Here is a 24,194-nt window from a genome sequence, read left to right as displayed (position 1 = left end):
ATTTCGTGATTTCCCTTTCATATCTCCTCCGTTTTTTAGAGGAGGATGCTCCTTTTGGAGACATAACAAGCGAGGCCATTATTCCAAAAACTTTGGATGCTAAGGCAGTTATCATAGCAAAGCAGAGTGGTGTGGTAGCTGGCCTTGAAGAGGCAAAGATGTTGTTCGAACATTGCGGTGTCAAGGTTAAGCAGAGAGTCCAAGACGGTCAAGAGGTTAAGAAAGGACAGATTTTGATGGAGCTTGAGGGCAACGCAAGGAAAATATTACTCGTCGAGAGAACGGCATTGAACATTATAGGGAGAATGAGTGGGGTAGCAACTCAAACAAGAAAGCTTGTCGAGAGGATCAGGGGTGTTAATCCAAAGGTCAGAGTGGCGGGTACCAGAAAAAGCCTTCTAAAACCTTTAGATAAAAAAGCAATTCTATTAGGTGGTGGGGAGCCCCATAGATTTTCCCTAAGTGACGCTATTCTCATAAAGGACAACCACCTTGCTTTGGTACCTCTGGAGGAGGCCATCAAAAGGGCGAGAGCGTTCAGTGTTTACAAGGTTGTTGAGGTTGAGGTAGAAAGCCTTGAAGATGCTTTAAAAGCCGCCAGAGCAGGTGCAGACGTCATAATGCTTGACAACATGACACCGAAGCAAATCGAAGATGTTCTTGAGGCTTTAAAGAGCGAAGGACTGAGAGAAAAAGTAAAAATAGAAGTGAGCGGTGGCATAAGCGAGGAGAATATTGAAAGCTATGCGAAGCTTGATGTTGACATCATAAGCCTCGGCGCTTTAACGCACAGTGTGAAAAACTTCGACGTGAGCTTGGAGATCGTGAGAGATTAAATGTTCCATTTTTGAAACAAAATTTTTTAAATTTGGAACATCTGTTGAATTACCGATGGCCATGAATGATGAGTACTTCATGAGCTTAGCTTTGGAGTTAGCCAAAAAAGGGGAGGGAAGAGTAAACCCAAACCCGATGGTCGGTGCAGTTATAGTCAAGGAGAACAAAATAATCGGCAAGGGTTACCACCAATACTTTGGAGGAAAACATGCGGAGGTTAACGCCATAGAAGAGGCAAAGAGCAGGGGGTATTCCCTCAAAGGAGCAACAATGTACGTTACTCTGGAGCCCTGCTCTCACTGGGGAAAGCAGCCACCCTGTGTAGATAGAATAATAGAAGAGGGCATCTCGAGAGTTGTAGTGGCTATGAAAGACCCCAATCCAATGGTTAATGGAAAAGGCATTGAAAAGCTCGAAAAAGCAGGCATCGAGGTTAAAGTTGGTGTCCTTGAAGAGGACGCAAGAAAGCTAAACGAAGTGTTTCTTAAGTACATATCCACGAAAATGCCTTTTGTAGCAATAAAACTTGCTTTGACCTTAGATGGCTTTATAGCAACAGAAAGCTTTTCCTCAAAGTGGATTACCGGAGAAAAAGCAAGGAGGAAAGTGCAGGAGCTTAGGAAAAAGTATATGGCGATAATGGTCGGGGCCAATACGATCCTCAAGGACAATCCAAGGCTGACTTGCAGAATAGAAGGGTGTAGTGAAAAGGTGAAAATAATCCTCGACAGGCATGGGTTAACTGCTGACGGAAATTTCAAGGCTTTTAAGGATGGGAGAGTCATAGTCTTCACTGAGAGCGAAAAAGAGTGGAAGAATGGAGAAGTTATTAGGGAAACGAATCCAGAGAAAATACTAAAAATTCTTGGCGAAAAAGGAATAGACAGCGTTTTGATTGAGGGAGGAAGAATAGCATGCCAGTTCTTGACCTTTGCGGATAAACTACACTTATTTTATGGGAACAAGCTCTTTGGAAAAGGAATTTCCCCGTTTGAGTGCTTAAACGTTGACAAAGTTAGTGATGCCTTTAAAGTCGAGTTTCTTAAGTTTGAAAGCTTTGGGGACAGCTTTTACGTGGAGGCAAGGCCATGTTCTCGGGGATAATAGAGAAGGTTGCAAAGGCACGCTACTCAGGGGGAAAGCTCTACGTGGAGAAGGTCATAGATGTGAATTCAGGAGACAGCGTTGCCGTTAATGGAGCATGCTTAACGGTGAGTGAAATTAGAGATCAAATAATCTTTGACGTTGGTGAGGAAACGCTAAAGAGGACTAACTTGGCGAAAGCAAAGCTCGTTAACCTTGAAAGAGCCCTAAAGTTTGGGGACAGAATTGATGGACATTTGGTTACCGGGCATGTCGATGGGACCCTAAAGCTGAGGAGAGTCCTAAGGAGGGGAAATACTTACTGGCTGGCCTTTGAAATGCCCAAGGAAAGGTTTGGCATAGTGGAAAAAGGGAGCATAGCTCTAAACGGGGTAAGCCTAACGATTGCTAGAGTTGAGAAGAGCCAATTCTGGGTTCAGACAATCCCCTACACTTGGGAAAACACCAACTTGAAGTTCCTAAAGGTTGGAGAGGAAGTAAACTATGAGATAGACATTGTTGCAAGATATTTGAAGGGTATTTTGGGTGATAGATATGGACCTGGAAAAGCTTAGGAAAAGCCTTCTTGAGGGTAAACCAATAGTTCTAATTGACGAAGACAGGGAAATCGAGGCAGATCTGGTCTATCCCGCTGAAAAAATAACTCCCCAAACATTAAACTTCATGCTCCAAGCTAAAGGGATGCTCTGTCTGGCCATGGATGAAGAGGAAGCTCTAAGGAGAGGCTTCTTTAAGCTTCCCTCAAAAGACAACGAGACGAACTTTTTAATAAGCGTTGATTATAAGGAGACGCTTACAGGGATTAGCGCGGAGGAGAGGGCTTTAACCGCTAAAAAGATTGCCGAAGGACTAAGCGTAGGACACTTTCGCTATCCAGGCCATTTACACCTCTTAGGGGCTGTGGGCATAAATAAAAGGAAAGGCCACACGGAAGCCTCTCTTGAACTCATGGAAATGCTCGGATTTAAGAGATATGCATTAATAATTGAGCTCCTGGATGAAGAAGGAAATTCCCACAACTTTGAGTTTATACGGAGCTTTGCAGAGAAGCATGACCTCCCAATAGTAACAATTAGAGAAGTCTGGAAAGAGGTTGTCAAAAGAAAAAACTTCGTTAGAATTCATGCCAGGGCGAAGATTCCCTCGCATCACGGTAATTTTGAGATAATAGCCTTTGACAACGAGCTGGATTTTAGGGATCACATAGCGATAGTTAAGGAGCCTCTGGGGGAAGCCCCTCTTGTTAGGCTTCACTCTGAGTGCTTAACAGGCGATACCTTGGCTTCTCTAAAGTGCGACTGCGGAAGTCAATTGACCAATGCGTTAAAGATGATTGCCCAAGAGGGAGGAGTTTTACTTTATTTAAGGCAGGAAGGGAGGGGAATAGGACTAAAAAACAAAATCAAAGCCTATGAACTCCAGGACAAAGGCCTTGACACCGTTGAAGCGAACAAAATGCTGGGCTTTAAAGAGGATGAAAGGGATTTCAGCGTTGCCTATCAACTGCTCAAAGCTTTAGGAGTCTCGAAAGTTAAGCTTTTGACGAACAATCCAAGGAAGGTTAAAGCGTTGGAGGAGTTTGGGATAGAGGTTGTTGAGGTTATTCCGATTTTTGGAGAGGTTAACGAGGTTAACAGGCCTTATTTAGAGACCAAGATGCTCAAGCTTGGACACAATTTAAAACCGCTTTTGGAGGGAGGAGGATGATTTACGAAGGGAATTATAAAGGCGAAGGCTTAAAAATTGGGATAGTTGTGAGTAGATTTAACGATTTATTCACTAAGGAGCTTTTAGACGGTGCATTAGACTGTTTTAAACGACATGGTGTCGAGAACATAGATATCTTCAAAGTTCCGGGGGCATTTGAGATACCATTCGTCGCAAAAGAGCTGGCCAAGACTGAACGCTACGATGCGATTTTAGTCCTGGGAGCCGTTGTCAGAGGGGAAACATATCATTTTGAGCTCGTTGCCAACGAGGTCGCAAGGGGAATAGCACATGTAAACTTAACCTACAAAACGCCCGTGATATTTGGCGTTATAACAGTTGATAATGAACTTCAAGGACTTGATAGGGCAGGAATAAAGTCAAACAAAGGCTTCGAATACGCTCTGGCCACATTGGAAATGGCAAATTTGAATAAAGAGATGAAAAAGATTTCTTAAGGCCACTTCACTTCTTTTACTCCAATTTTGAATTTATCTCCCAAATCAACAATTCCAACCGCCAGAACCGGGTTGGCAAACTCCAGTCCAAGCACTCTCTCTACAAGGTCATTTTCATCTTTAAAATCCAAGCTCAGCGTTTCAATACCGTAAATATTGTAGGTCGCTGTGAAAAATGCCCCTCCTTCTTCGAGCTTAACTCTTTTGACCCAGAACTCATCTCTTCCCGCGAAGCCCAAAAATGCCCAATCTTTGTCCCTCTGGATTATCCCGGCAATCCTTGGCGTGCTGTACTGATCTCTCTCATAGTCCATAGCGTCCAAAACATGAATCAGAGCCTTTTTTGGGCTTTCCCACTCAAGTGCTTGGGCTATAAAGGTTGTGTGCGAGCCATTGCCAACAACTGCATAGTCTGAAAGAATTTTTACCGCCGGATAGCTCACGTAGGGGTTTTCAGTCTCAGTTAAATTCACTATGTACACCCCATCTTCTTTTATCACGGCTTTTCTATCCGGAAATGAGCGAGAGTTAAGGCGATAAAAGGCAAAAGGCCTACCGTCCTTCAGTCCAACCCCCAACATTCTTCCAACGTACCTCAAGTTATCACCTCCTCTAAGCGGTCTTCATCCAATGCCAGGCGAAGTTCTTTGGCAATCCTCTGACCCATCATGACTTCTTCACCCCAGTAAAGCGATGAGTACCAGTGTTTGGCATTGCTTCCACCGTCTATGCGCGAGGCAAAGCCCACGCACCTAAACTCGCCATCGTAAGCAAAGTGCAGGGCAAAGGGCCCTATAACCCCCGGAGGCTCAAGCTCTTTCATGGATTCAACAAACGCCAGACCATACTCGTAGAGCTCCGGGAGAAGGGATTCCCTCAAGGCTATGCCCTTGTTGCCCAATATTGTGTAGGGCAGAGGTTTGAAGGGTCTTCTCTTGTTTGCATCCGCTATCACCAACCGCTCATCAACGCCAAGGAGCTCAAGTCTCTCCAAAATAGGGGAGTAGAAGAAGTGGACATAAACAAAGACACCATCAACAAAACGTTCAATTCTGTATGGTTCTTTAACCCCGCTAAGCCTTTCTTCAAGCTCTCTTCCATAGGCAATAAAATGATCACTTCCCCCCTTAGGGCCCTCAACCCTGACGAAGTAGAGCTCATCTTCCCTAACCTCGCTCAAATCAACTGCTTCTACCTGCGGTATTTTTGCTTTCTTTAGGGCTTTATTCACCAAGTCGAACTTTGTCTCCCACTTTAGGAACCTCTTGTTCCCGAAGAACTTCCCTTTGCTTTTTTCAATTGCCTCAATGCCGAGATAAGCAACAAAAGACCCGTGTGGGACTATTATCCCATCGTCCTCAAGTATCGCCTTCATATCCGGAGTTAGGATGAGCTCATCAATTATCGGGAGCGAGGAATAGAAGTTCTTCCTCTTTGGGGAGACATATAAGCGAGTTTTAAAGCCTTCTTTCCTTGCACCCTGGAGTATTTGAAGCGAGGAATGAGAGGCTATCGTCGAGACGATCATCCAATCACCCCCAGAAGTTCTTCCTGCTTCAAAACCTGTCCGTCTTTCATTACCCTCATCGTATCGCCGCTTATTTCATCGATTACCAAGAGCCCCCCGTTCCTCCTTCCAAACTCAAGCTTGAAGTCGACTATTTCAAGCCCCCTGTTTCTGAAGAATTCCCCCAAAATTTGGGCGACTTTTCTTGTCGTTTTCTTCATTTCCTCGATCTCCTTCCCCGAGGCTATACCAAGCTTTTCTACCGCTTCATCGCAGATCAAAGGGTCGCCAAGGGCATCGCTTTTCAGTGTGAACTCAACAATGTCAAGCTTCTGAAGGGGTTCGACAACCTCTCCGTAGCGCCTCAGGAAACTGCCATAGGCTTTGAAGCGATAGATAACTTCAATGGGGATTCTTTCTGTCTTCAGGAACTTTGCTCTCCTTTCGTCGATCCGCTCGACGAAGTGAGTCTTTATGCCGTTCTTTTCCAGCAGCTTGAAGAAAAATTCCGCTTGTTTTAAAACAGCGCTTCCCTTGCCTTCTCTTTCTCCCACTACCTCGTTCCCACCCGTGTCTTCTTCTCCATTGGAACCCAAGAGACTATCCTTGAAGTAAAAAATTAGGAAGTCACCGTCTTCATAGACGTCCTTGGTCTTTCCCCTGTAAATCAAACGCATGCATCTCACCTTTTGAGCATGCCGTTTATGAGCTTTATCGCACAGAGGTCACCACACATGCTGCAAGTCCCGCTCGAGGTCGGCCGTTTTTTCCTGATTTCCAAAAAGCGCTCCTTGTCCATAGCTAGTTCAAACTGCCTACTCCAGTCCAGAGAACTCCTTGCAAGGCTCATGAGGTAATCTTTCATGTAATCTTCGCTAAAGCGGGTTAAGTTTACGGCATGGGCTGCCAGCTTTGTGGCTATCACTCCAAGGCGAACGTGCTCCTTATCCGGTAACCCCAAGTGCTCCGCGGGGGTTACATAGCAGAGGAAGTCAGCTCCATTTAAAGCAGCTATAGCACCTCCTATTGCAGCGGCAATGTGGTCATAGCCCGGAAAGATGTCCGTGACGATTGGACCAAGAACGTAGAAGGGAGCGTTGTCGGTGGCGATTTTTGCAATCTTTACGTGCATTGGAATCTGGTCTATCGGCACATGACCCGGCCCCTCAACCATGGTTTGAACTCCAAAATCCCTTGCCCTCTTCACAAGCTTTCCTATGGTATAGAGCTCGGTTATTTGAAGCTCATCCCCGGCATCCGGTAAACCACCGGGTCTTAGGCCATCTCCCAAGCTGAGAACAACATCGTATTCTTTGGCAAGTTCCAGAAGGTAGTCGTAATTCTTGTAGAACGGGTTTTCCTCTCCCCAGTGGAGTATCCACGCCGCCAAAAACGTTCCACCGCGAGAGACCATTCCGACTACCCTATTGGTGCGCTTCATTTTTTCAACGAGTTCTCTGGTCACGCCCACATGTACAGTGACATAGTCGACCCCGTCCCTAAAGTGCTTCTCCACGGCATTCCACATATCATCCTCGCTCATCTCCACAATTGCCTTCCCTTTTGCGAGCATCTCTTCAGCCGCTTGGTAAATCGGAACCGTTCCAACAGGAACATCAACGGCCCTCATAATCCTCTTTCTTATGGCATCGAGGTCCCCCCCAGTGGAGAGGTCCATTATTGTGTCAGCGCCATACTTCACTGCTATTTTTGCCTTTTCTATTTCCTCCTCAACGTCCACTATATCCCTAGAAGTCCCTATGTTGGCGTTTACTTTCACCCTCACTCCCATGCCCACAGCAACGGGCTTCACCCAATCATGACGCACATTGCGGAAGATGACAGTATAGCCTTTTGCAACACTTCTTCTAAGCTTTTCTGGATCAACACCTTCCCTTTCACCCACAAACTTCATCTCCTCAGTAATTACGCCTTTTCTTGCCTCCTCCATCTGGGTCATGTTAATCACCACAACCCGGTTATAACAAAGTTTTTAAATACCAAAACTAAGTTTTTACCGGAGTTTTAAAAATTTACGGGTGAGGGGAAATGATAAGAGACGTTGAGATAACCCGGGCAATAGTGGAAACTTACACAAAGGAGCTCCTGGACAGCCTAACCCTCGATGTTGCCATAGTAGGGGCCGGACCTTCTGGAATGGTGGCTGGCTACTACCTCGCCAAAGGAGGAGCAAAGGTGGCGATTTTTGAAAAGAAGCTCTCAATTGGCGGGGGAATTTGGGGCGGGGGAATGGGATTCAATAAGATAGTGGTACAGGAAGAGGCAAGAGAAATCCTGGATGAGCTTGGAATAAGTTACAAACTATTCAGAAAAGGCCTTTATATTGCAGACGCAGTAGAAGCGGCCGCAACTTTAGCAAGCAAGACCGTTAAAGAAGGTGTCAAGATATTCAACATGGTAGAGGTGGAAGACCTCGTAATAAAGGAAGGGCGCGTCTGCGGGGTGGTTATCAACTGGACGCCAGTGAAAATGACGAATCTCCACGTTGACCCGCTAACAATAGAGGCAAAATATGTTATCGACTCCACCGGGCATGGGGCACAGATAACACAACACCTCTTAAAAAGAGGACTGATAGAGAAAATACCGGGCGAAGGTGCAATGTGGGCCGAAATGGGAGAGAAGCTGACTGTAGAAAACACAAGAGAAATATACCCCGGGCTATACGTCACCGGAATGGCAGCTAACGCAGTAAGTGGAGCCCCGAGAATGGGGCCAATATTCGGCGGAATGTTCTTAAGTGGAAGAAAAGCCGCCATGGAGATCCTTAAGAAGCTTAAGGAGTGACTTTCATCCTTTCTCTTTCAAGGTCCCCCCATTCCCTTTTTGCCTCCCTTCACAAAGCTTGGCCGCAAAGCTTATATCAAGTTTTAACTTGAATATAACTGAAAAAATTAACTTAAGGTGAGGAAGATGGGGAAATTTGAGATTATTGAGCAAAAGGGAACTGAAAGGCTGAAAAGAGGGTTCGCTAAGATGGTAAAAGGCGGCGTTATAATGGATGTTACAAATGCAGAGGAGGCAAAAATAGCAGAAGAGGCCGGAGCGGTTGCAGTTATGGCTCTTCACAAAGTTCCAGCGGATATTAGAAAGGCCGGTGGAGTAGCGAGGATGGCACCGGTTGAGAAGATTCAGGAAATCATGGATGCGGTCACAATTCCGGTTATGGCGAAAATAAGAATAGGCCATTATGCTGAGGCTCTCGCCCTTGAAGCCTTGGGTGTTGATATGATTGACGAGAGTGAAGTTTTGACTCCAGCAGATCCCTACTTCCACGTGGATAAGAGGAAGTTCAAAGTGCCATTCGTTTGTGGTGCAAGAAACCTTGGAGAAGCCGTTAGAAGAATCTGGGAAGGAGCTGCAATGATAAGAACAAAGGGTGAGGCGGGAACAGGGAACATCGTTGAAGCGGTAAGGCATGTTAGGCTTGTAAACGAAAACATAAGACTGCTCCAGAGAATGACAGACGAAGGAATTTACGCAGTTGCAAAGAAGTTTGCAGAGCCATATTTAAGGCTTGCCTTGGAGATAAGGGAGATAAGCGGTCTTGAGCCAAGAATTCTGGAGAACGAGCCCGTTTATGAGGAGTACACCTATCGGGAGATAGTTGATGGACTTTACAAAATCCTTCTTGAAATCAAGAAGCTGGGAAGACTTCCAGTGGTTAACTTTGCCGCTGGAGGCGTTGCTACACCGGCAGATGCCGCTTTGATGATGCAGATGGGAATGGATGGGGTATTTGTCGGGAGTGGCATATTCAAGAGCTCAAATCCGGAAAAGATGGCGAGGGCAATAGTTGAGGCCGTTAACCATTACGATGAGCCAGACGTTATTGCGGAAATAAGCAGAGAGATAGGTGAGCCAATGAAGGGTCTTGAGATTTCCCAGCTCGATGTTCGCTTGGAAGAAAGGGGAGTCTGACGTTCCTCGGAGGAGAGAGGATGCTCAAAGTGGGAGTGGTGGGAGTTCAGGGAGCTGTAAGTGAACACATAGAGGCAACAAAAAGGGCCATGGGGCAAATGGGGATTAGTGGAAAAGTCTTCTGGCTCAAAAAGCCGGAGCAATTGGAAGGGGTAGATGCCATAATCATCCCCGGTGGAGAGAGCACAACTATCTCAAGGCTCATGATTAAAAACGGGCTCTTCGAAGGAGTTAAAAAGCTCGGAGAGGGCGGAACTCCAATAATGGGCACCTGCGCTGGCTTGATAATGCTATCCAAAGAGGTCATCGGGGCAACCCCCGAGCAGAGGTTCTTGGAGCTCCTTGATGTCGAGGTCAATAGAAACGCCTACGGCAGACAGGTTGACAGCTTTGAAGCACCACTAAAGCTGGCTTTCAGCGGAGAACCTTTTGTGGGAGTTTTCATCCGAGCCCCAAGGATTGTAAAGCTTTTGAGCAGTAGGGTTAAGCCCATAGCGTGGCTTGGAGACAGAATAGTTGGCGTTGAGCAGGAGAACATTATCGGGCTTGAATTCCATCCGGAGCTAACCGACGATACAAGACTCCACGAATACTTCCTCCGAAAAGCCCTCTAATTTTTAACATTTTTATGCAAAAATAAACCTTAAAAATCCCAAACTTTTTACATTTTCTTGGTGATAAAATGGAGTTTAGGATCGGAACATACGCCTCTCACTCTGCACTTCAAATACTTCACGGAGCAAAGCAAGAGGGGTTCAAAACAATAGCTTTTGGAAAGGCGAGGGTAAAGCCGTTGTACACAAAATATTTCCCCGTAGCAGACGAGTTCCTGATTGGAGAGTATCCTGAGGAAGAACTCGTAGAGAGGAACGCAATAATAATCCCAACAGGTTCTTTTGTTGCTCATCTTGGCATCGAGAGAGTTAAAAGCATGAGGGCTCTCTATTATGGAAACAAAAAAGTTCTCCAGTGGGAAAGCGACAGAGGGCTTGAGAGAAAATGGCTCTTGGAAGCAAAAATTAGGGTTCCCGGGGTCATTGAAGATCCCGACGATATAGATAGACCGGTTATAGTAAAGCCCTACGGAGCGAAAGGCGGCAGAGGGTATTTTTTAGCCCAAACACCGGAAGAGTTCTGGAAAAAAGCTTCAAAGCTTGGAATTAAGGACAAAGAAGACTTAAAGCATGTTCAGATACAGGAATACGTCATAGGCGTTCCCGTTTACCCGCACTTCTTCTACTCGAAGCTCAACAAAGAGCTTGAGCTCATGAGTATAGATAAGAGATACGAAAGCAACGCAGATGCGATAGGAAGGATAAGCGCAGAGCAGCAGCTTGAAATCGGGGTGGAGACGAGCTACACAGTTGTGGGGAACATTCCAATAGTGCTCAGAGAAAGCCTGCTCATGGATATAATCGAGGCTGGAGAGAGGGTGGTAAAAGCGTCAGAAAAGCTTATGGGGGGACTTTGGGGGCCTTTCTGCCTTGAGGGAGTTATCACGGAGGACATGGAATTCGTGGTCTTTGAAATCTCAGCGAGAATCGTTGCCGGAACGAATCCCTTCATAAACGGCTCCCCATACACATGGCTCAGATACAACGAGCCAATGAGCACTGGAAGGAGAATTGCCAGAGAGATAAGGCAGGCGATCGAAGAAGATAGACTTGGCGATATCCTAACTTAGCTTTGCTACCCAAACTAAGGCTCTTTATAATTCTTTTGAAGTCTTATTGGAACTGCCCCGTGAGAAAGGTTCTCGAGGCGTTTAAGGAGTACTTTCAATTCTTTTGAAGTCTTATTGGAACATGGAAAAGGGCAACATTCTTATGATCGACCTTGACACCACTTTCAATTCTTTTGAAGTCTTATTGGAACTTTGGAAAGAGGAGAAGGGGTAACGTCGTGAACTACTTGATCTTTCAATTCTTTTGAAGTCTTATTGGAACTGGCAATCTCCCTCCTTCAATTTCACCATCACCATTGCCTTTCAATTCTTTTGAAGTCTTATTGGAACTCTGCGGATATACTTGAACAGCTCTCCCTCCGCCACCGCCTTTCAATTCTTTTGAAGTCTTATTGGAACCTCGGGAATACTTTGAACGGCGTGAGTGTGTACGTTGACTTTCAATTCTTTTGAAGTCTTATTGGAACAGGGGTGAATTTTCCTTGAAATTCCTTGCAAAGTAATTAGATGGCTTGAATCTTATAAGCTTTTCGTCAAAGGGTTGATAAAACTCCCCTCAAAAAGCTCGAATTCGAGCCATTAAGAAAGACTCTAAAACACTCGCTCGTCTGAACTTACTCTTTTTCTCCCATGTCCAGTCTTGTTCATGGGACTTCCAGAGACAGAACAAAGGCTAAAATCAAAAATAGACTAATAAAAACACTTTAAACTAAAAATGGTCGAATTTCCGCGAGGAGAGGACATTAAAGAATTCCTGAGAAGCCTTCGCTCAAAAACCCGAAAAAATTTCGTTACAAAAACCTCAAAATATCATAACTCTTTGTCCAATAATAACCTTTAGTTACTAAAGACATCCAGAACGTTGTGGGAAGTTTGATTTGAAAACAAGGCCACTGAAATGAGAAAAATTGGAAAATCAGGATCCACAACGGGAGCCGGGAAAACCTCGCTTCACTCCTTAGCCCCAATTTTTAACAAAAACCTGATCATCCACATGGTTTTGAGCACAAATTTTGGCACAATAAACTTTAAAAGACCCATGGCTTCTCACCATAAAAAGGGTGAGGAGGAGATAAAGAATGGGAAAATTTGAACAAAAGCTTGTTAACGCAATAAAGGGATACACCTTTGATGATGTGCTTTTGATTCCGCAGGCAACTGAAGTGGAGCCGAAAGATGTTGACGTTTCTACCCAAATCACTCCAAATATACGACTCAACATCCCCATTCTCAGTGCAGCAATGGACACGGTTACTGAATGGGAAATGGCAATAGCCATGGCAAGGGAAGGAGGATTAGGGGTTATCCACAGGAATATGAGCATAGATGAGCAGGTGGAGATGGTAAAAAGGGTGAAAAGGGAAGAAACCATAGAAGAGGTCATCACGATTTCTCCAGAGGAAAGCATAGATTACGCACTCTTTTTAATGGAAAGGGAAGGCATAGACGGATTACCAGTTATTGAAAATGGGGAACTGGTCGGGATAGTAACAAAAACCGACATAACGACAAGAGAAGGACAAAGGGTCAGAGATGTGATGACGAGGGAAGTCATAACAGCAAGAGAAACTGCCAGCATAGAGGAGATAATGTCATTGATGATAGAGAACAACATCGAAAGGGTTCCAATAGTCAACGAGGAAGGAAAGCTCGCTGGAATTATTACTATGGGGGATCTCCTTGCAAGAAAGAAGCACAAAAATGCGGTGAGAGATGAAGAAGGCCGGTTAAGGGTAGGAGCAGCGGTTTCGCCCTTTGACCTGAAAAGGGCACTTGCCCTCGATAAAGCTGGAGCGGATGTCATCGTCGTTGATACCGCTCACGCACATAATCTGAAGGCAATAAAGGCGATGAAGGAAATGAGAAGCAAAATCGACGCAGAGATGATAGTTGGAAACATAGCAAACCCAAAGGCCGTTGACGACTTAACTTTTGCAGATGCCGTGAAAGTAGGTATAGGGCCGGGGAGCATATGTACGACGAGAATTGTGGCGGGAGTTGGAGTTCCACAGATAACGGCAATCTCCATGGTGGCAGACAGGGCTGAGGAATATGGAATCAAGGTAATAGCGGATGGGGGCATAAGGTATTCCGGGGACATCGTCAAAGCCATAGCGGCCGGGGCAGATGCGGTTATGCTGGGGAACCTCTTAGCCGGAACCAAAGAGGCTCCCGGAAGGGAAGTCACGATAAATGGAAGGAAATACAAGCAGTATAGGGGAATGGGAAGCTTGGGAGCAATGATGAAGGGAGGAGCGGAGAGGTATTATCAGAAGGGCCACATGAAAACGAGGAAATTCGTCCCAGAGGGGATTGAGGGGGTTGTTCCCTACAAAGGTAGAGTAAGTGAAGTGCTTTACCAGCTTGTGGGTGGATTAAAGGCTGGAATGGGCTACGTTGGAGCAAGAAACATTGAAGAACTTAAGGAAAGGGGGCAGTTCGTTATAATAACCCAGGCGGGGATTAGAGAAAGCCATCCCCACGATGTGGCAATAACAAACGAGGCGCCAAATTATCCCCTCGAGGGATGATTTTACATTTTTATGTTCAAAATAGCAAAATTTTTAAATCAGATTTTACAATTTTGTGTTGAAGGTGACGCTCATGTGGGAGAAATTTATTGAGGAAAAAGTTAACGAAATCAGAAGCAAAATAGGAGATGGAAAGGCAATAATAGCACTAAGCGGAGGCGTAGATAGCTCGACAGCGGCAATATTAGCCTATAAGGCCATTGGGGATAGGCTCTATGCGGTCTTCGTGAATACAGGATTCCTGAGGAAAGGGGAACCCGAGTTCGTTGTAAAGACCTTCAGAGATGAGTTCGGCCTGAACTTGATTTATGTGGATGCCCAAGAGAGGTTTTTTGAGGCACTTAAAGGTGTAACCGATCCGGAGGAAAAGAGAAAAATCATAGGAAAAACGTTCATAGATGTCTTTGAGGAAGTGGCGAGGGAAATCAACGCGGATTTCTTAATTCAGGGCACCATAGCTCCAGACTGGATCGAAAGCCAAGGAAAGATAAAGAGCCATCACAACGTCGGTGGTTTACCAGAGAGATTGAACCTAAAGCTCATAGAGCCCCTAAGGGATCTCTACAAAGACGAGGTGAGAGAAGTTGCAAAGGAACTCGGTTTGCCGGAGAAGATATACAACCGCATGCCATTTCCGGGCCCGGGGTTAGCCGTGAGGGTAATCGGAGAAGTAACGCCGGAGAAAATAGCCATAGTAAGGGAAGCTAACGCAATAGTTGAGGAAGAGATTGAAAAAGCCGGCCTAAAACCCTGGCAGGCTTTTGCCGTGCTTTTAGGGGTTAAGACAGTTGGAGTGCAAGGGGACATAAGGGCCTACAAAGAGACAATAGCCGTTAGGGTCGTTGAAAGCCTGGACGGTATGACGGCAAACGCTATGAATGTTCCCTTTGAGGTGCTCCAGAGGATAGCCTTTCGCATAACGAGCGAGATCCCCCAAGTAGGAAGGGTTCTCTACGACATAACCAACAAACCTCCAGCTACAATTGAGTTTGAGTGATAACGTTTATTTAATTTTTCAACTAAATTTTCAATGGTGTATGAGGAATGAGCGTTCAGCTCCTCTTAAAAGAACTAAGAGAAAAGGTTCATTCCATATTGGGGGATAAGCTTAAAGAGGTCATCCTTTATGGTTCTTATGCGAGAGGGGACTATTCCACCGAAAGCGATGTAGATGTTCTGTTAATTGTAAAGGAAAGACTGAGTCTTGAAGAATACGAGAAAATTATGGAGGTTATAGCAGAGTTAAGTCTCAAAGATGAGAAGGTTATATCCATAATAGACTACCCGGAGAACATTTTCATGACTTCTGATTCACCATTTTTGCAAAATGTGAAAAAGGAGGGTTCACAATGATCGTCATAATGGATAACCACGGGCAGTATGTGCACAGGATTTGGAGAACCCTACGCTACCTCGGCGTTGAGGCGAAAATAATCCCAAACACAACGCCGCTTGAGGAGATAAAGGCAATGAAGCCCAAGGGAATTATCTTTTCAGGCGGGCCGGATTTGGAAAAAACCGGAAATTGTGAAGCTATCTTAGAGAACTACAAAGACTTCAACGTGCCCATACTTGGAATATGCCTGGGACATCAGCTCATAGCAAAGCACTTTGGCGGCAAAGTTGGTAGGGGAGAAAAAGCTGAATACAGCCTCGTTGAGGTCGAGATAGTCAAGGAGAACGATATCTTCAAGGAACTCCCAAAGAGGCTCAAGGTCTGGGAGAGCCACATGGATGAGGTAAAAGAGCTTCCAGAGGAATTTGAGCTCTTAGCTAAGAGCGAGTTCTGCCCCGTTGAAGCAATGAAGCACAAAGAACTTCCAATTTATGGAGTCCAGTTCCATCCAGAAGTTGCTCATACGGAGAAGGGAAGCGAGATTTACAGGAATTTTGCCAAGCTCTGCGGGGAGCTTTGATTTTTGGGAAAATCTTAAATAATTTCCCAACTTATTTTTATTATGGTGGGAATAGATGCTCTCAAAAATAGATTCCAAGGGCAGACTATACATTCCGAAAAAGATGAGGGAAAAGCTCACCAGAGATGTGTACCTTGTGGAAACTCCAGATGGGATTTTGATAGTTCCAAAACCTAAAGACCCCATAAAAGAGCTGGAAAAACTTGGAAGAAACCTCCCAAACAAAACAATTGAAGAACTCAAAAAGGATATATTAAATCAAGCACTGGAGGAGCTGAAATGATTTATGCAGACACAGATTTCTTTCTTGCTCTTCTAAAGCCAAATGATTGGCTGAAAGAAAACGCGAAGAAGATACTCCAAAAATATAAAGGGAAGATAACAACTTCAGAGGTCACTTTTATCGAGCTGATGCTCTTAGCCAAACGCCATAACCTTGACCCTATAAGACTCGCCTCAAGTGTCATGGCAATATGCAACATAGAGGATACAAAGTACTTAAGGGCTGCATTTTACATCAAAGAACACAATGTGAACGTTTTTGATGCATTTCACGCAGCAAACTGCAACGGCAAAATCATAAGCTCAGATAGTGTCTATGACAGGTTAGGAATAGAGAGAATCAACCTCAGGGAGCTTGAAGAATAATCAATCCTTTGTTTTTCATTCAAAATAAACTCCCAATCATAAGAACAAAACTTTTTTAAATTTTATTTTCTTACTATATTAAAATGTAAAAGAGGGAGAAACATGGGGTATACCCTTTACTATCACATAAGGCTCAAGGAACCTGAAAAAGCGGCAAGGTTCATTGAAAGGGTATGCAAAGGACTTAGGTGGGAGTTTAATAGCAGAGAGGGAGAGATAATTGTGTCCCCTCCAGAAGAGAAAGTAGAGCCCCTTGTGATTAAAGAGGGAAAAGGGTTCACGAAAACTTACAAAAAAGAGCCCTACACATCTATTTATTTACTGCTACTGCTCTCACTTTCAGCCTTTGGCTCCGTTGAAGTCTCAGATGATGAAGGCTTTGTTCTGTGAACCTCCAAGACCCTTTTTGGAATAGAGCTCCTGAATACCCTCTCCTCGACGAGAACTTTAACTATATCGCCTACTTCAACATCTTCCGAGCTCTCGACCCAGTACTTGCCTGGCTTAACGTTGGCCCTTATGTCATCGTGAACGCCAATCTTTACAAGCTCGCCTTTGACCTCCTCTACAACGCCGTAAGTCCAGTCACGAGTGAACCTCGATTTGTAGAGGTACCTAAACCCCAGCACGGCTATAAAGATAATCATCAGGTAGGCATAAAAATAGTAAACGTTCTCTGCGAGCCTTCTCACCACGAGATATCCAATAAAGGAAAGAAAACCAATCGCCGTTAACCCATAGTAAAAGAACCTGTAGGGCTCAACCTCAATAAAGAATTCCTGATTTTTTAAAATGGTGTATCTCAGATAAGCGAAATAGAGGGCAAAAAACAAAGTCAGATAAAGCTCATTTCCGAAGAGGACGAAGAGGAGGGACAATATAAGGTAAGCAACGAAGGAAAGCTGAATGCTCAAGCTTAAGAGCTCATGAACCGTGAGTTCCCTCTTTATTAGCTTTCTGAGGAGTTTGAACTTTGGTGGGGTTTTTGATGTTGTTGGCTTTGCTATCTCTTTTATGCACCTCACGATCCATTTGGCTGATTTTTCAGCTAATTCACCCACCCTGTAGAAGATCTCATCAAGGGTCATGATTACCACCCCTAACTGCAGGTATAGCCCTCAAGCAGGTCACATGCTGCCTCATTACTTAAGATTGAAATTGCTGTTTGATTGTCAAGGAAGAAGGGAATGAAAGACAAATCAACAGGAGGGTTGAAAATAAAGTAGGGAACATCAAGTGTTCCATACGAAACCCCCCACATTCTATAGCCATTCGTCTCATTCCCATTTCCAAAGTAATATTGAAGGAAATAGTAGTCAGCACTGCTCTGACCTTCTTTTAATGGCCTAGCCGTTAGGCCCAAAGCAAAGAGGGTATATAGCTTGCTGTCAAAGGAATCGTGTGGAATCATGAAACTCACCAAACCAATTGGATAATGTTTATCTTCATAACTTATTCCAAGCTCATCTTGGGTTTTATTTGCCAGCTCTTCGTATTTTTCATGGTTATCATAGCTTCCTTCAAGTCTCTCAAATATAGACCAGCCATTGTAGACTCCAAAGTACCTCTGCTCCAAGAGGCATTCGAGGAAAGGTTGGAGGTCGTAGGCTTTTGCGACAGAGGGTTGGAGAGGATACTCTGGCTTAGATTCCACCTCAGAAGATGTTACAGAAACCCCTGATCCCCCTGCTTTTCTTATAATTATCAGATCAACATAACCAACGTCACTATCTTTAGGGTTCCTTTTAGTAGTGTTAAAGCACCATTTTATAACATAAGAGCTTGGAGAAAGCTCATAAGTCTTGTTTTGCCAATTCGTATTAGTGGTTGTATCTTTTAGTGTGTTATTCAAATAAAAGGAAAGGATGCCCTTGTTGTTATTAACCTTCCACCAGAAAGAAAGTTCACTATCTCCTGAGACTGTAACAGTTCTGTACATACATGAAGTCTCCCTCTTGCTGGATAAAACGCCACTTTTCGCACTGTAACTGCCCGAACGTGCATCATCAGTAGTCGCAGTCCAATTAGTAGGTCCAGCAAATTCCCATCCATCTAAATTACCATCCTCAAAGTCCTCATAAAATTCAAATATAAGATTTGGATCTCCCCATTCTATTGGAGCTGAACTATCAAAGTATATGCTTAAGGTTTTACTGGAGCCTGCAGAAATAGAGGTTCTCACCCATATTATCAAATCAACTGTGTTACCTGTTTTTTCCCACTTTTCGACCCAGAAGTTAATTGGATTGCAGTCCCCATCGTAAACTACAATGTTTGGAGTTTGAGGCAAGGAAATTTTATTGGAAGAAAGCTTCAGAGTTATTGGAACCTGAAAGTTCGTTAGGGTTGTTGGGCTGGGGTTGGTTATTGTGACGTTAACCCTGTAGTTGTAGCTTAAAGCACACCATCCTTTCCTTTCACTCCCAGCACTAAGGTTTCTAAAGACCAAAACCCCCGCATCACCCTCGTCAAGAACGTTTATAGGGGAGATTGGAATTCCGCCTACGCTGGTGTTCACAATTATTGGAGCGCTCAATTCAAGAGAGCCATTCAAAAGCACATAAGCGAGAGCACCATCACCGGGATAAAAGTCACCGAAGTAGATGTAATCTTCACCAATACTCCTAGAAAATTCTCCAAGAACATAAGACCTATCACTGCTACCCTTCCCTTCAAGAACCTTTACTGGCCTTCCTGTTAGCTCCGGATAGGGGTAGACGCATGCCCTGATGGATCTTGAGTACCTTCCCCCCGTCATTGGAGGGAATAATGGATCTTCAAGGTTTCTAATGTCTATAAACACATAAGTGGGGTTGCCACTCTTTGGGATAGAGCCACTGTAGACTATCTTGCCGTTAAAATCTCTCACCGTTATGTTAGGAATCTTTGCCTTTACGAAAATAGTGAAGGAATCAAGAACACCAACAGTAATCCTCATGTTGTTCAATATCTCCTCGTTGCTTTGCTCTATCAAAAATCCCTGTTCAAGGAGATATTCTCTTGTTAAAATAAGCCACCTTTCAATGGTTTGGTTTTGCATAATCTTCTCCAAATTCTCATAGCCCGAAAGTTCCTCACTGGTTCCAAATAGAATTAAATCCTTCAAGGTTTCGTTAGCCATTTTCTGTTTTATAAATTCTTCAGTGGCTGTAACGTAGTCTATAGCAGCTATTAATGCTCTCTTTCCAGAAATCTCAAGTGCCCTCTGAAAGTCAGAGTCAAAGTAAGCAACCCCCCTGAAGCTCCTCTCCACGAGAACTCTCTCGTTCTGTGCCCGAAATATTTGAGAGGAAACGTCTTCATAAGTCGCCAAAAGAAGTAACATGGGGATGAGAAGAACCAAAACTGCGGAGTTCAGCACGAAGCCCCTCCTTCTCATTAATCCTCCCTCCATACCCTAAGGGTAATCTGGACGGGCTCAAAAAGCCCCGGAATTTCTCCCATATCAACGAAAGAAATTTTAACCTCCTCTGAGAGGTCAACGTCTATTGGGTTCTCTTGAGAGCCGTCAAATGGTTTCTTTCTCCATTCCCCTGGATTTAAGTCTCCTCTATAGTTGAGTTTATCAAAGAGTCTTAGAATGGCATCATCTACAGCGTAGCCTCTCTCTATATCGGGGTTGAGGTCGTCAATTGATATAGACTTGTATGGAGGATCTCCAACAAGTATATTCTTCTCCACAATTCCGGAGGAACCGTTGTAGTAGTAGGTTAGATTGTAGCCTTTGTAAGTGAGATAATCCTGAAGAAGGAAGGGGAACACATCCCCATAACCGGCGTATCCTTGGATGAAGTACTTGATGATACCTCTCGTCTCTTCATCCCTTACTATAGAATTACCATCCGTCATCCTAATCTCGAAGTTGTTTGTCTGCCCCGGAACCATCATCCACTCGTAAAGCCTCGTGTATGCCACCCTAATTGCATACCTGCCCAACGGCCCCCTATAAAATCTTTGATTGTTCTCCCAGAGCTCCTGGTATGTTGAATAATCATAAAACCTGTACCCTACCCAAAAATCAGCATACCAAGGAGTAGTGTTTTCCGGCAGTGAATATCTAACCTGAAGGCCGTTTCCATTATAGGTAACCCTCGGATCGCCGTATGGGAAGTAGATGGATAGGGGAATGCTGTACTGGGTTGTGAGTATTCCGGGCACGTAATCTATCTTGACGTAGGATTCTGGATACCCGTATATTCTCCGCTCCCTGTTGGCATCATCGTTGTAATTGTCATCCCCCTCATAATACCAGTCCCCGTTCTTGTAATAGGCATCGAATCCAACGATAAAGTCAAATACCATCTTGCTGAGGTCATCGTAAGTAACTCCCGTTGCGTTCAAAGCGACCTTTATCTCGCTGTCGGTAAACTCAACAACAGCATCCCCATTTGGATTTCCATTTTTTGTTAAAAGAAGATGGAGATCCCCACCGAGACCGTAGTATAGTCTTACAGTGCCGACGTTGTGAACGCTGAAGCGCATGTTTATCGAAGTTATGTTCCCTGGCACGAAAGTTTCAAGGAGATACATAATTCCAGTCCTTTCCGAAGTTACATCATATATCTTAACAGTTCCAGGATCCTCTACGCTGAGGCTGTTGCTTTTATATTTAACGTACATTGTGGTACCGCTTGCGGAACCAATTTCGTCACCCTGCGCATTTGAAAATATGAGGGAAATGACGTTGTCGCCTCCTCTGAGGTAGTTCTCAAGGTTGTTCAGGTTGACCTGATTATATCCTCCCCCAATCCAGTCTCCGTTTATGTAAACATCCACGCGTTCTCCTTCTCTTGAGACAAATTTTCCATCAGCACTTATTACATCTGCATCCTCCGGAAGAGTTATAACGCGCGTTATGTTCAGACGATTCAAGGGACCATAGTTACCATAATCAGCACCCGCGAGAACCCTGAACCAGCCGTAAAGTTCCTCCCTCTCAACAGTCACCTTCGTCAAAAACGCCCTCGCCATATAGCCCCTCGGCGTCTGGTTGTACTTGTACCCGCTCAAGGTGAGCGTTGCGGGAGAAACCTCAAAGGCCTTGGAGTAATCCCCACCGACCTTTCTAAGATAAGGGCTCGTGTAGTTGTTTATAAACAGTTCATAGTAATAACCCTCAAGAGTTTTGTTCAAAAGGTATCCCAGAATCAACTCTGCCTTATGGGTGAGGTTTTTCTCCGGAAAGAGATCTCTGGTTGCCCAGTAAGTGGCGATTATATCAAGGGGACTCATATCTGGATTCACAAGAGACCCATCAAGAACACCACTGGCGCTCCAGTTTTCTAAAATCTCCGGAGAAACAAACTCCTTAAGAGGAACATTTCTTAGGATTGTGAGAACATCTTCAGCTTTGTACTTGCTCCCCTCCCTTAATGAAGTTGTGTAAACATTTGTATTATCTGTAATAGCGACCATGCCGCTAACAAACACCATAACCAAAATCAACGAGAGCAAAGCATCGAGTGTGAAGATAAACCCCCTCCTCCTCATCTGTCATCCCACACGAGAAGTTTTATTATAGCGTCGTCAAACTTGGGCTCGAGCATGTACCTTATCTCCGGAATAAACTCGATTTCCACTTCGCTTCTTGACCAGCCCTCTAATGAATAGAGCCATAAAAGGAGTATCTTGTTCTGAGTATCAGTCGAGCCGAAAAGCTCTTTGAAGGGAACGTCTATAGTCCCATTGAAGCCCCTGTATACTTTTAGTTTTGCTGTTCTGTTTCCGTTTTCATATTCGTACCATACAAGCGTTGCGTTTAAATCGCTTTGATTCCCATAAACGAACAATCCCCTTATCTCAATGCCGAGCTGGCTTATTAAAGTTAGGTTTCCATAGTTTGATGAGTTAACTTTGATCCTGACCACTTCCCCATCCATGACCTTGTACTTCACAAACCCGTAAACGAGGGGCTCTTCCTCTGAAGGTCCCGCAGAAAGATTGTATACTGGTTTCAAAAATACAAAAGTCCTCTCAACGGACTCTATCCATGGTGATCTCTGCATAGATGCTTTTATTATAGCGTCATCATTTACAAAGGTCTTGTTTATAAAGGCGAATCTGTATAGCGGCTCATTCAAGTCATAAAAGTCCCTGAAACTATTGTAGGTGGAGGTGAGGTTGGGGAAGGTGCTGTCATATGAGGAAACTGTTATAATAACATTACCCTGTGTCCCTAGTTTAAGATCATACCAGCCATACCGGCATTGCCCCTTTGGACTAAATTCTATTAAAAAGTTGCTAAAGTTGTTCTGATTTTGATTTTCTTCTAGTCCAACATATATCTCTACAACAACGGGGGGATAAACAAGGTAATCATGGAGTAGCTCACTGCCCCTTTTCCCTACTATTTCTACTGGTTCCTCCGTTATAAACATTACATAATCCCCCGGATCCAAGTCAACATTGTTTCCCCTGTTAATACTACAAATTTCATCATTTTCATAAATCTTCCCGCCTTTGACAACACGTATGTAACTCACCCGAAATGTCTTATCCCCCGCTTCTGGTTTAGAAATATCAACTATTAACCCAAATGGAGGTGGAGTTGGATTTGCAAATGTTATATTGTTTATATAGACTCTCGGAAACCTGCCCTCTACATCTAAGTTATACTTTGAAACGTAAAACTCAAACATAAAGTCTTTTCCTCTCGCCAAGTGATTAAAGATCTCCGTTAAGTTCTCCTTTGACCTATTAAGAGCAAGTATTTTTTCATAATCCAAGGCATAAGAGTAATTTCCATGCCTCAGTCCAATCATTTTAACACCGCTCACATTCTCCTCCCAGTCCTCTGGATAACCCGGACTCTTAGTCAAAACATCAAGCATGTTGTTGGCTATGTTCGCCCTATCGTACCAGTCTAAGAGATTTGTTATCTCAGCCTTGATCATATCGTTCGTGTTCATCACTACCCCAACGACCATCACAACGATAACCAGTGAAAGCAGAGCATCTATCGAAAGCAACTGGCCTTTCCTCATCCTCTCTCCACCTTAACCTTTATTCTCACAACCTTTCCCCCATAGACTAAATTGTCGGAGGAGTTTGTAAACCTAAAGCTCTTCACGAGGTCTTTCTCAATAAAGCCCTTTATCGTTTCATTTAAGTTGTCTATACCTGCCACGGAGGAAAATGGTGTTGTTAGGCTTATGGTTATATTGACGTCCCTTTCACTTTCCTCGGATTTTAGGGTCTTAATTGCCAGATGGGGATTCCCTTCAGCCCTATGGATTTCTTCCATTATTGGGTTCAGCAGTGTATAGGGCTCCTCATCGCTCATTACGCCCGTGTTTAAATACGTGATCGCCTTGGAGGTGGAGCTCCTAACGGCACTAACTATAGCCATATTTGTGCTATTGTCCGTGTATGAGGGGATTATGAGGAGCAGACCTATGAATAACACGGATAATATAAACACCATCTCAATTGCCGTCTGAGCTCGTGATGTTCGCATAGAGCATACCACCTATTTTCACGGTTTTTATCCAAAATGTATCGTTGCTCTCAACAACTATCGATGCATTGGCTATGGGAACCGTTGAGTTCTTAACCACCCAGTAGCTTTTTCCATTTACGGTTGCGTTTACGGTTATTTTGTTTTCTGCTCCATTGAAGGTTATGTTAAAGATTGCTCCCTCTATTTGCGGGGGCTCCTCCTTAAGACTGTAACCTTCACCCACAGCATAGACTTTGGCGGTGTGGTCAACTATCTCAGCGGAGAATACCCTGACCTTTGCCATTACATCAAAGCTTTCAGCATGGGCTACCTCACTGTTTGAGAGATAGATGAGGTTCAACATTGTTAAGGTCACCAGCACAAACGCAAAAAGGAAATCCAGACTTAGCTGAGCCCTCATG

General features: G+C 44.3%; 27 protein-coding genes and 1 CRISPR repeat array. Of the genes, 17 read left to right on the top strand and 10 right to left on the bottom strand.

From position 1 onward, the window contains the following. The first annotated feature begins 5 nt into the window (after window positions 1–5). Genes nadC through ribH form a run of 5 tightly spaced genes read left to right on the top strand, consistent with a single transcriptional unit; the run spans window position 6 to window position 4,106 of the window. Complete coding sequence (gene nadC / locus ADU37_RS10585) at window positions 6–836, top strand: carboxylating nicotinate-nucleotide diphosphorylase (protein ID WP_058947552.1); 831 nt, start codon at window positions 6–8, stop codon at window positions 834–836. A 55-nt stretch (window positions 837–891) separates the two neighbouring features. Continuing rightward, window positions 892–1,941 carry a bifunctional diaminohydroxyphosphoribosylaminopyrimidine deaminase/5-amino-6-(5-phosphoribosylamino)uracil reductase RibD gene (gene ribD, locus ADU37_RS10580; protein ID WP_058947551.1) on the top strand — a complete coding sequence of 350 codons (1,050 nt, stop codon included), beginning with the start codon at window positions 892–894 and terminating at the stop codon, window positions 1,939–1,941. After that, on the top strand, window positions 1,926–2,495 hold the full coding sequence (locus ADU37_RS10575) for a riboflavin synthase (RefSeq protein ID WP_058947550.1): 570 nt from the start codon (window positions 1,926–1,928) through the stop codon (window positions 2,493–2,495). The genes ribD and ADU37_RS10575 overlap by 16 nt, the downstream gene beginning before the upstream one ends. Further along, complete coding sequence (locus ADU37_RS10570; RefSeq protein ID WP_058947549.1) at window positions 2,476–3,648, top strand: bifunctional 3,4-dihydroxy-2-butanone-4-phosphate synthase/GTP cyclohydrolase II; 1,173 nt, start codon at window positions 2,476–2,478, stop codon at window positions 3,646–3,648. Before ADU37_RS10575 ends, ADU37_RS10570 begins: the two co-directional genes overlap by 20 nt. Continuing rightward, the gene (gene ribH, locus ADU37_RS10565; protein ID WP_058947548.1) at window positions 3,645–4,106 is read left to right on the top strand and encodes a 6,7-dimethyl-8-ribityllumazine synthase; all 462 of its coding nucleotides are present in this window, start codon (window positions 3,645–3,647) and stop codon (window positions 4,104–4,106) included. Before ADU37_RS10570 ends, ribH begins: the two co-directional genes overlap by 4 nt. On the opposite strand, the gene ADU37_RS10560 is transcribed toward ribH, so the two are convergent. The 4 genes from ADU37_RS10560 to thiC are packed head-to-tail and all read right to left on the bottom strand — an operon-like array spanning window position 4,103 to window position 7,573. After that, window positions 4,103–4,705: an IMP cyclohydrolase gene (locus ADU37_RS10560; protein ID WP_058947547.1), complete on the bottom strand. Its 603-nt coding sequence runs from the start codon at window positions 4,703–4,705 to the stop codon at window positions 4,103–4,105. The genes ribH and ADU37_RS10560 overlap by 4 nt on opposite strands. Next, on the bottom strand, window positions 4,702–5,634 hold the full coding sequence (locus tag ADU37_RS10555; protein WP_058947546.1) for a formate--phosphoribosylaminoimidazolecarboxamide ligase: 933 nt from the start codon (window positions 5,632–5,634) through the stop codon (window positions 4,702–4,704). The genes ADU37_RS10560 and ADU37_RS10555 overlap by 4 nt, the downstream gene beginning before the upstream one ends. Next, on the bottom strand, window positions 5,631–6,290 hold the full coding sequence (locus tag ADU37_RS10550) for a phosphoribosylaminoimidazolesuccinocarboxamide synthase (protein WP_058947545.1): 660 nt from the start codon (window positions 6,288–6,290) through the stop codon (window positions 5,631–5,633). The genes ADU37_RS10555 and ADU37_RS10550 overlap by 4 nt, the downstream gene beginning before the upstream one ends. Before the next feature lie 5 nt (window positions 6,291–6,295). Next, window positions 6,296–7,573, bottom strand: coding sequence for a phosphomethylpyrimidine synthase ThiC (thiC, locus tag ADU37_RS10545; RefSeq protein ID WP_058947544.1), 1,278 nt, complete (start codon window positions 7,571–7,573; stop codon window positions 6,296–6,298). A gap of 89 nt (window positions 7,574–7,662) precedes the next feature. Between thiC and ADU37_RS10540 the strand changes: the two genes are divergently transcribed. The 12 genes from ADU37_RS10540 (at window position 7,663) to ADU37_RS11155 (ending at window position 16,724) form a co-directional block, all read left to right on the top strand. After that, a complete protein-coding gene (locus ADU37_RS10540) occupies window positions 7,663–8,421 on the top strand; it encodes a sulfide-dependent adenosine diphosphate thiazole synthase (RefSeq protein ID WP_058947543.1) in 759 nt (252 codons plus the stop codon). 126 nt (window positions 8,422–8,547) lie between these two features. Next, window positions 8,548–9,555 (top strand): pyridoxal 5'-phosphate synthase lyase subunit PdxS, encoded by a 1,008-nt coding sequence (gene pdxS / locus ADU37_RS10535; protein ID WP_058947542.1) that lies wholly within the window; start codon window positions 8,548–8,550, stop codon window positions 9,553–9,555. A gap of 20 nt (window positions 9,556–9,575) precedes the next feature. Next, entirely contained in the window at window positions 9,576–10,169 is a 594-nt protein-coding gene (gene pdxT, locus ADU37_RS10530; RefSeq protein WP_058947541.1) for a pyridoxal 5'-phosphate synthase glutaminase subunit PdxT, read from the top strand. A 68-nt stretch (window positions 10,170–10,237) separates the two neighbouring features. Beyond that, window positions 10,238–11,239: a formate--phosphoribosylaminoimidazolecarboxamide ligase gene (locus ADU37_RS10525; protein WP_058947540.1), complete on the top strand. Its 1,002-nt coding sequence runs from the start codon at window positions 10,238–10,240 to the stop codon at window positions 11,237–11,239. Between the two features lie 23 nt (window positions 11,240–11,262). Further along, window positions 11,263–11,706: direct repeats of the CRISPR family, unit length 30 nt; unit sequence CTTTCAATTCTTTTGAAGTCTTATTGGAAC. Between the two features lie 431 nt (window positions 11,707–12,137). Further along, window positions 12,138–12,332, top strand: a complete 195-nt coding sequence (locus ADU37_RS10520) for a hypothetical protein (RefSeq protein ID WP_058947539.1) — start codon at window positions 12,138–12,140, stop codon at window positions 12,330–12,332. Continuing rightward, window positions 12,319–13,770: an IMP dehydrogenase gene (gene guaB, locus ADU37_RS10515; RefSeq protein ID WP_058947538.1), complete on the top strand. Its 1,452-nt coding sequence runs from the start codon at window positions 12,319–12,321 to the stop codon at window positions 13,768–13,770. Before ADU37_RS10520 ends, guaB begins: the two co-directional genes overlap by 14 nt. 73 nt (window positions 13,771–13,843) lie before the next feature. Further along, window positions 13,844–14,767: a glutamine-hydrolyzing GMP synthase gene (gene guaA / locus ADU37_RS10510; RefSeq protein WP_058947537.1), complete on the top strand. Its 924-nt coding sequence runs from the start codon at window positions 13,844–13,846 to the stop codon at window positions 14,765–14,767. A gap of 47 nt (window positions 14,768–14,814) precedes the next feature. Next, window positions 14,815–15,123: a nucleotidyltransferase domain-containing protein gene (locus tag ADU37_RS10505; RefSeq protein WP_058947536.1), complete on the top strand. Its 309-nt coding sequence runs from the start codon at window positions 14,815–14,817 to the stop codon at window positions 15,121–15,123. Continuing rightward, window positions 15,120–15,686 (top strand): GMP synthase subunit A, encoded by a 567-nt coding sequence (locus ADU37_RS10500; RefSeq protein ID WP_058947535.1) that lies wholly within the window; start codon window positions 15,120–15,122, stop codon window positions 15,684–15,686. Before ADU37_RS10505 ends, ADU37_RS10500 begins: the two co-directional genes overlap by 4 nt. Window positions 15,687–15,741: 55 nt before the next feature. Next, a complete protein-coding gene (locus ADU37_RS10495) occupies window positions 15,742–15,969 on the top strand; it encodes an AbrB/MazE/SpoVT family DNA-binding domain-containing protein (RefSeq protein ID WP_058947534.1) in 228 nt (75 codons plus the stop codon). Further along, window positions 15,966–16,334 carry a PIN domain-containing protein gene (locus ADU37_RS10490; protein WP_058947533.1) on the top strand — a complete coding sequence of 123 codons (369 nt, stop codon included), beginning with the start codon at window positions 15,966–15,968 and terminating at the stop codon, window positions 16,332–16,334. The genes ADU37_RS10495 and ADU37_RS10490 overlap by 4 nt, the downstream gene beginning before the upstream one ends. A 102-nt stretch (window positions 16,335–16,436) precedes the next feature. Beyond that, window positions 16,437–16,724, top strand: coding sequence for a hypothetical protein (locus ADU37_RS11155; RefSeq protein WP_082663061.1), 288 nt, complete (start codon window positions 16,437–16,439; stop codon window positions 16,722–16,724). On the opposite strand, the gene ADU37_RS10485 is transcribed toward ADU37_RS11155, so the two are convergent. Genes ADU37_RS10485 through ADU37_RS10460 form a run of 6 tightly spaced genes read right to left on the bottom strand, consistent with a single transcriptional unit; the run spans window position 16,649 to window position 24,193 of the window. After that, a complete protein-coding gene (locus ADU37_RS10485) occupies window positions 16,649–17,422 on the bottom strand; it encodes a DUF2101 family protein (RefSeq protein ID WP_058947532.1) in 774 nt (257 codons plus the stop codon). The genes ADU37_RS11155 and ADU37_RS10485 overlap by 76 nt on opposite strands. An 11-nt stretch (window positions 17,423–17,433) precedes the next feature. Further along, the gene (locus ADU37_RS10480; RefSeq protein WP_058947531.1) at window positions 17,434–19,713 is read right to left on the bottom strand and encodes a DUF2341 domain-containing protein; all 2,280 of its coding nucleotides are present in this window, start codon (window positions 19,711–19,713) and stop codon (window positions 17,434–17,436) included. Beyond that, window positions 19,713–21,824, bottom strand: a complete 2,112-nt coding sequence (locus tag ADU37_RS10475; RefSeq protein ID WP_058947530.1) for a hypothetical protein — start codon at window positions 21,822–21,824, stop codon at window positions 19,713–19,715. The genes ADU37_RS10480 and ADU37_RS10475 overlap by 1 nt, the downstream gene beginning before the upstream one ends. After that, window positions 21,821–23,317: a hypothetical protein gene (locus tag ADU37_RS10470; protein ID WP_058947529.1), complete on the bottom strand. Its 1,497-nt coding sequence runs from the start codon at window positions 23,315–23,317 to the stop codon at window positions 21,821–21,823. The genes ADU37_RS10475 and ADU37_RS10470 overlap by 4 nt, the downstream gene beginning before the upstream one ends. Continuing rightward, window positions 23,314–23,790, bottom strand: coding sequence for a hypothetical protein (locus tag ADU37_RS10465; protein WP_144433278.1), 477 nt, complete (start codon window positions 23,788–23,790; stop codon window positions 23,314–23,316). Before ADU37_RS10465 ends, ADU37_RS10470 begins: the two co-directional genes overlap by 4 nt. Then, window positions 23,759–24,193, bottom strand: a complete 435-nt coding sequence (locus ADU37_RS10460) for a hypothetical protein (protein WP_058947527.1) — start codon at window positions 24,191–24,193, stop codon at window positions 23,759–23,761. Before ADU37_RS10460 ends, ADU37_RS10465 begins: the two co-directional genes overlap by 32 nt. Window position 24,194 lies beyond the last annotated feature (1 nt).

The sequence above is a fragment of the Thermococcus sp. 2319x1 genome (assembly GCF_001484685.1).
Classification (GTDB): Archaea; Methanobacteriota_B; Thermococci; order Thermococcales; family Thermococcaceae; genus Thermococcus_A.
This window is presented reverse-complemented; position numbering and strand designations above follow the sequence as displayed.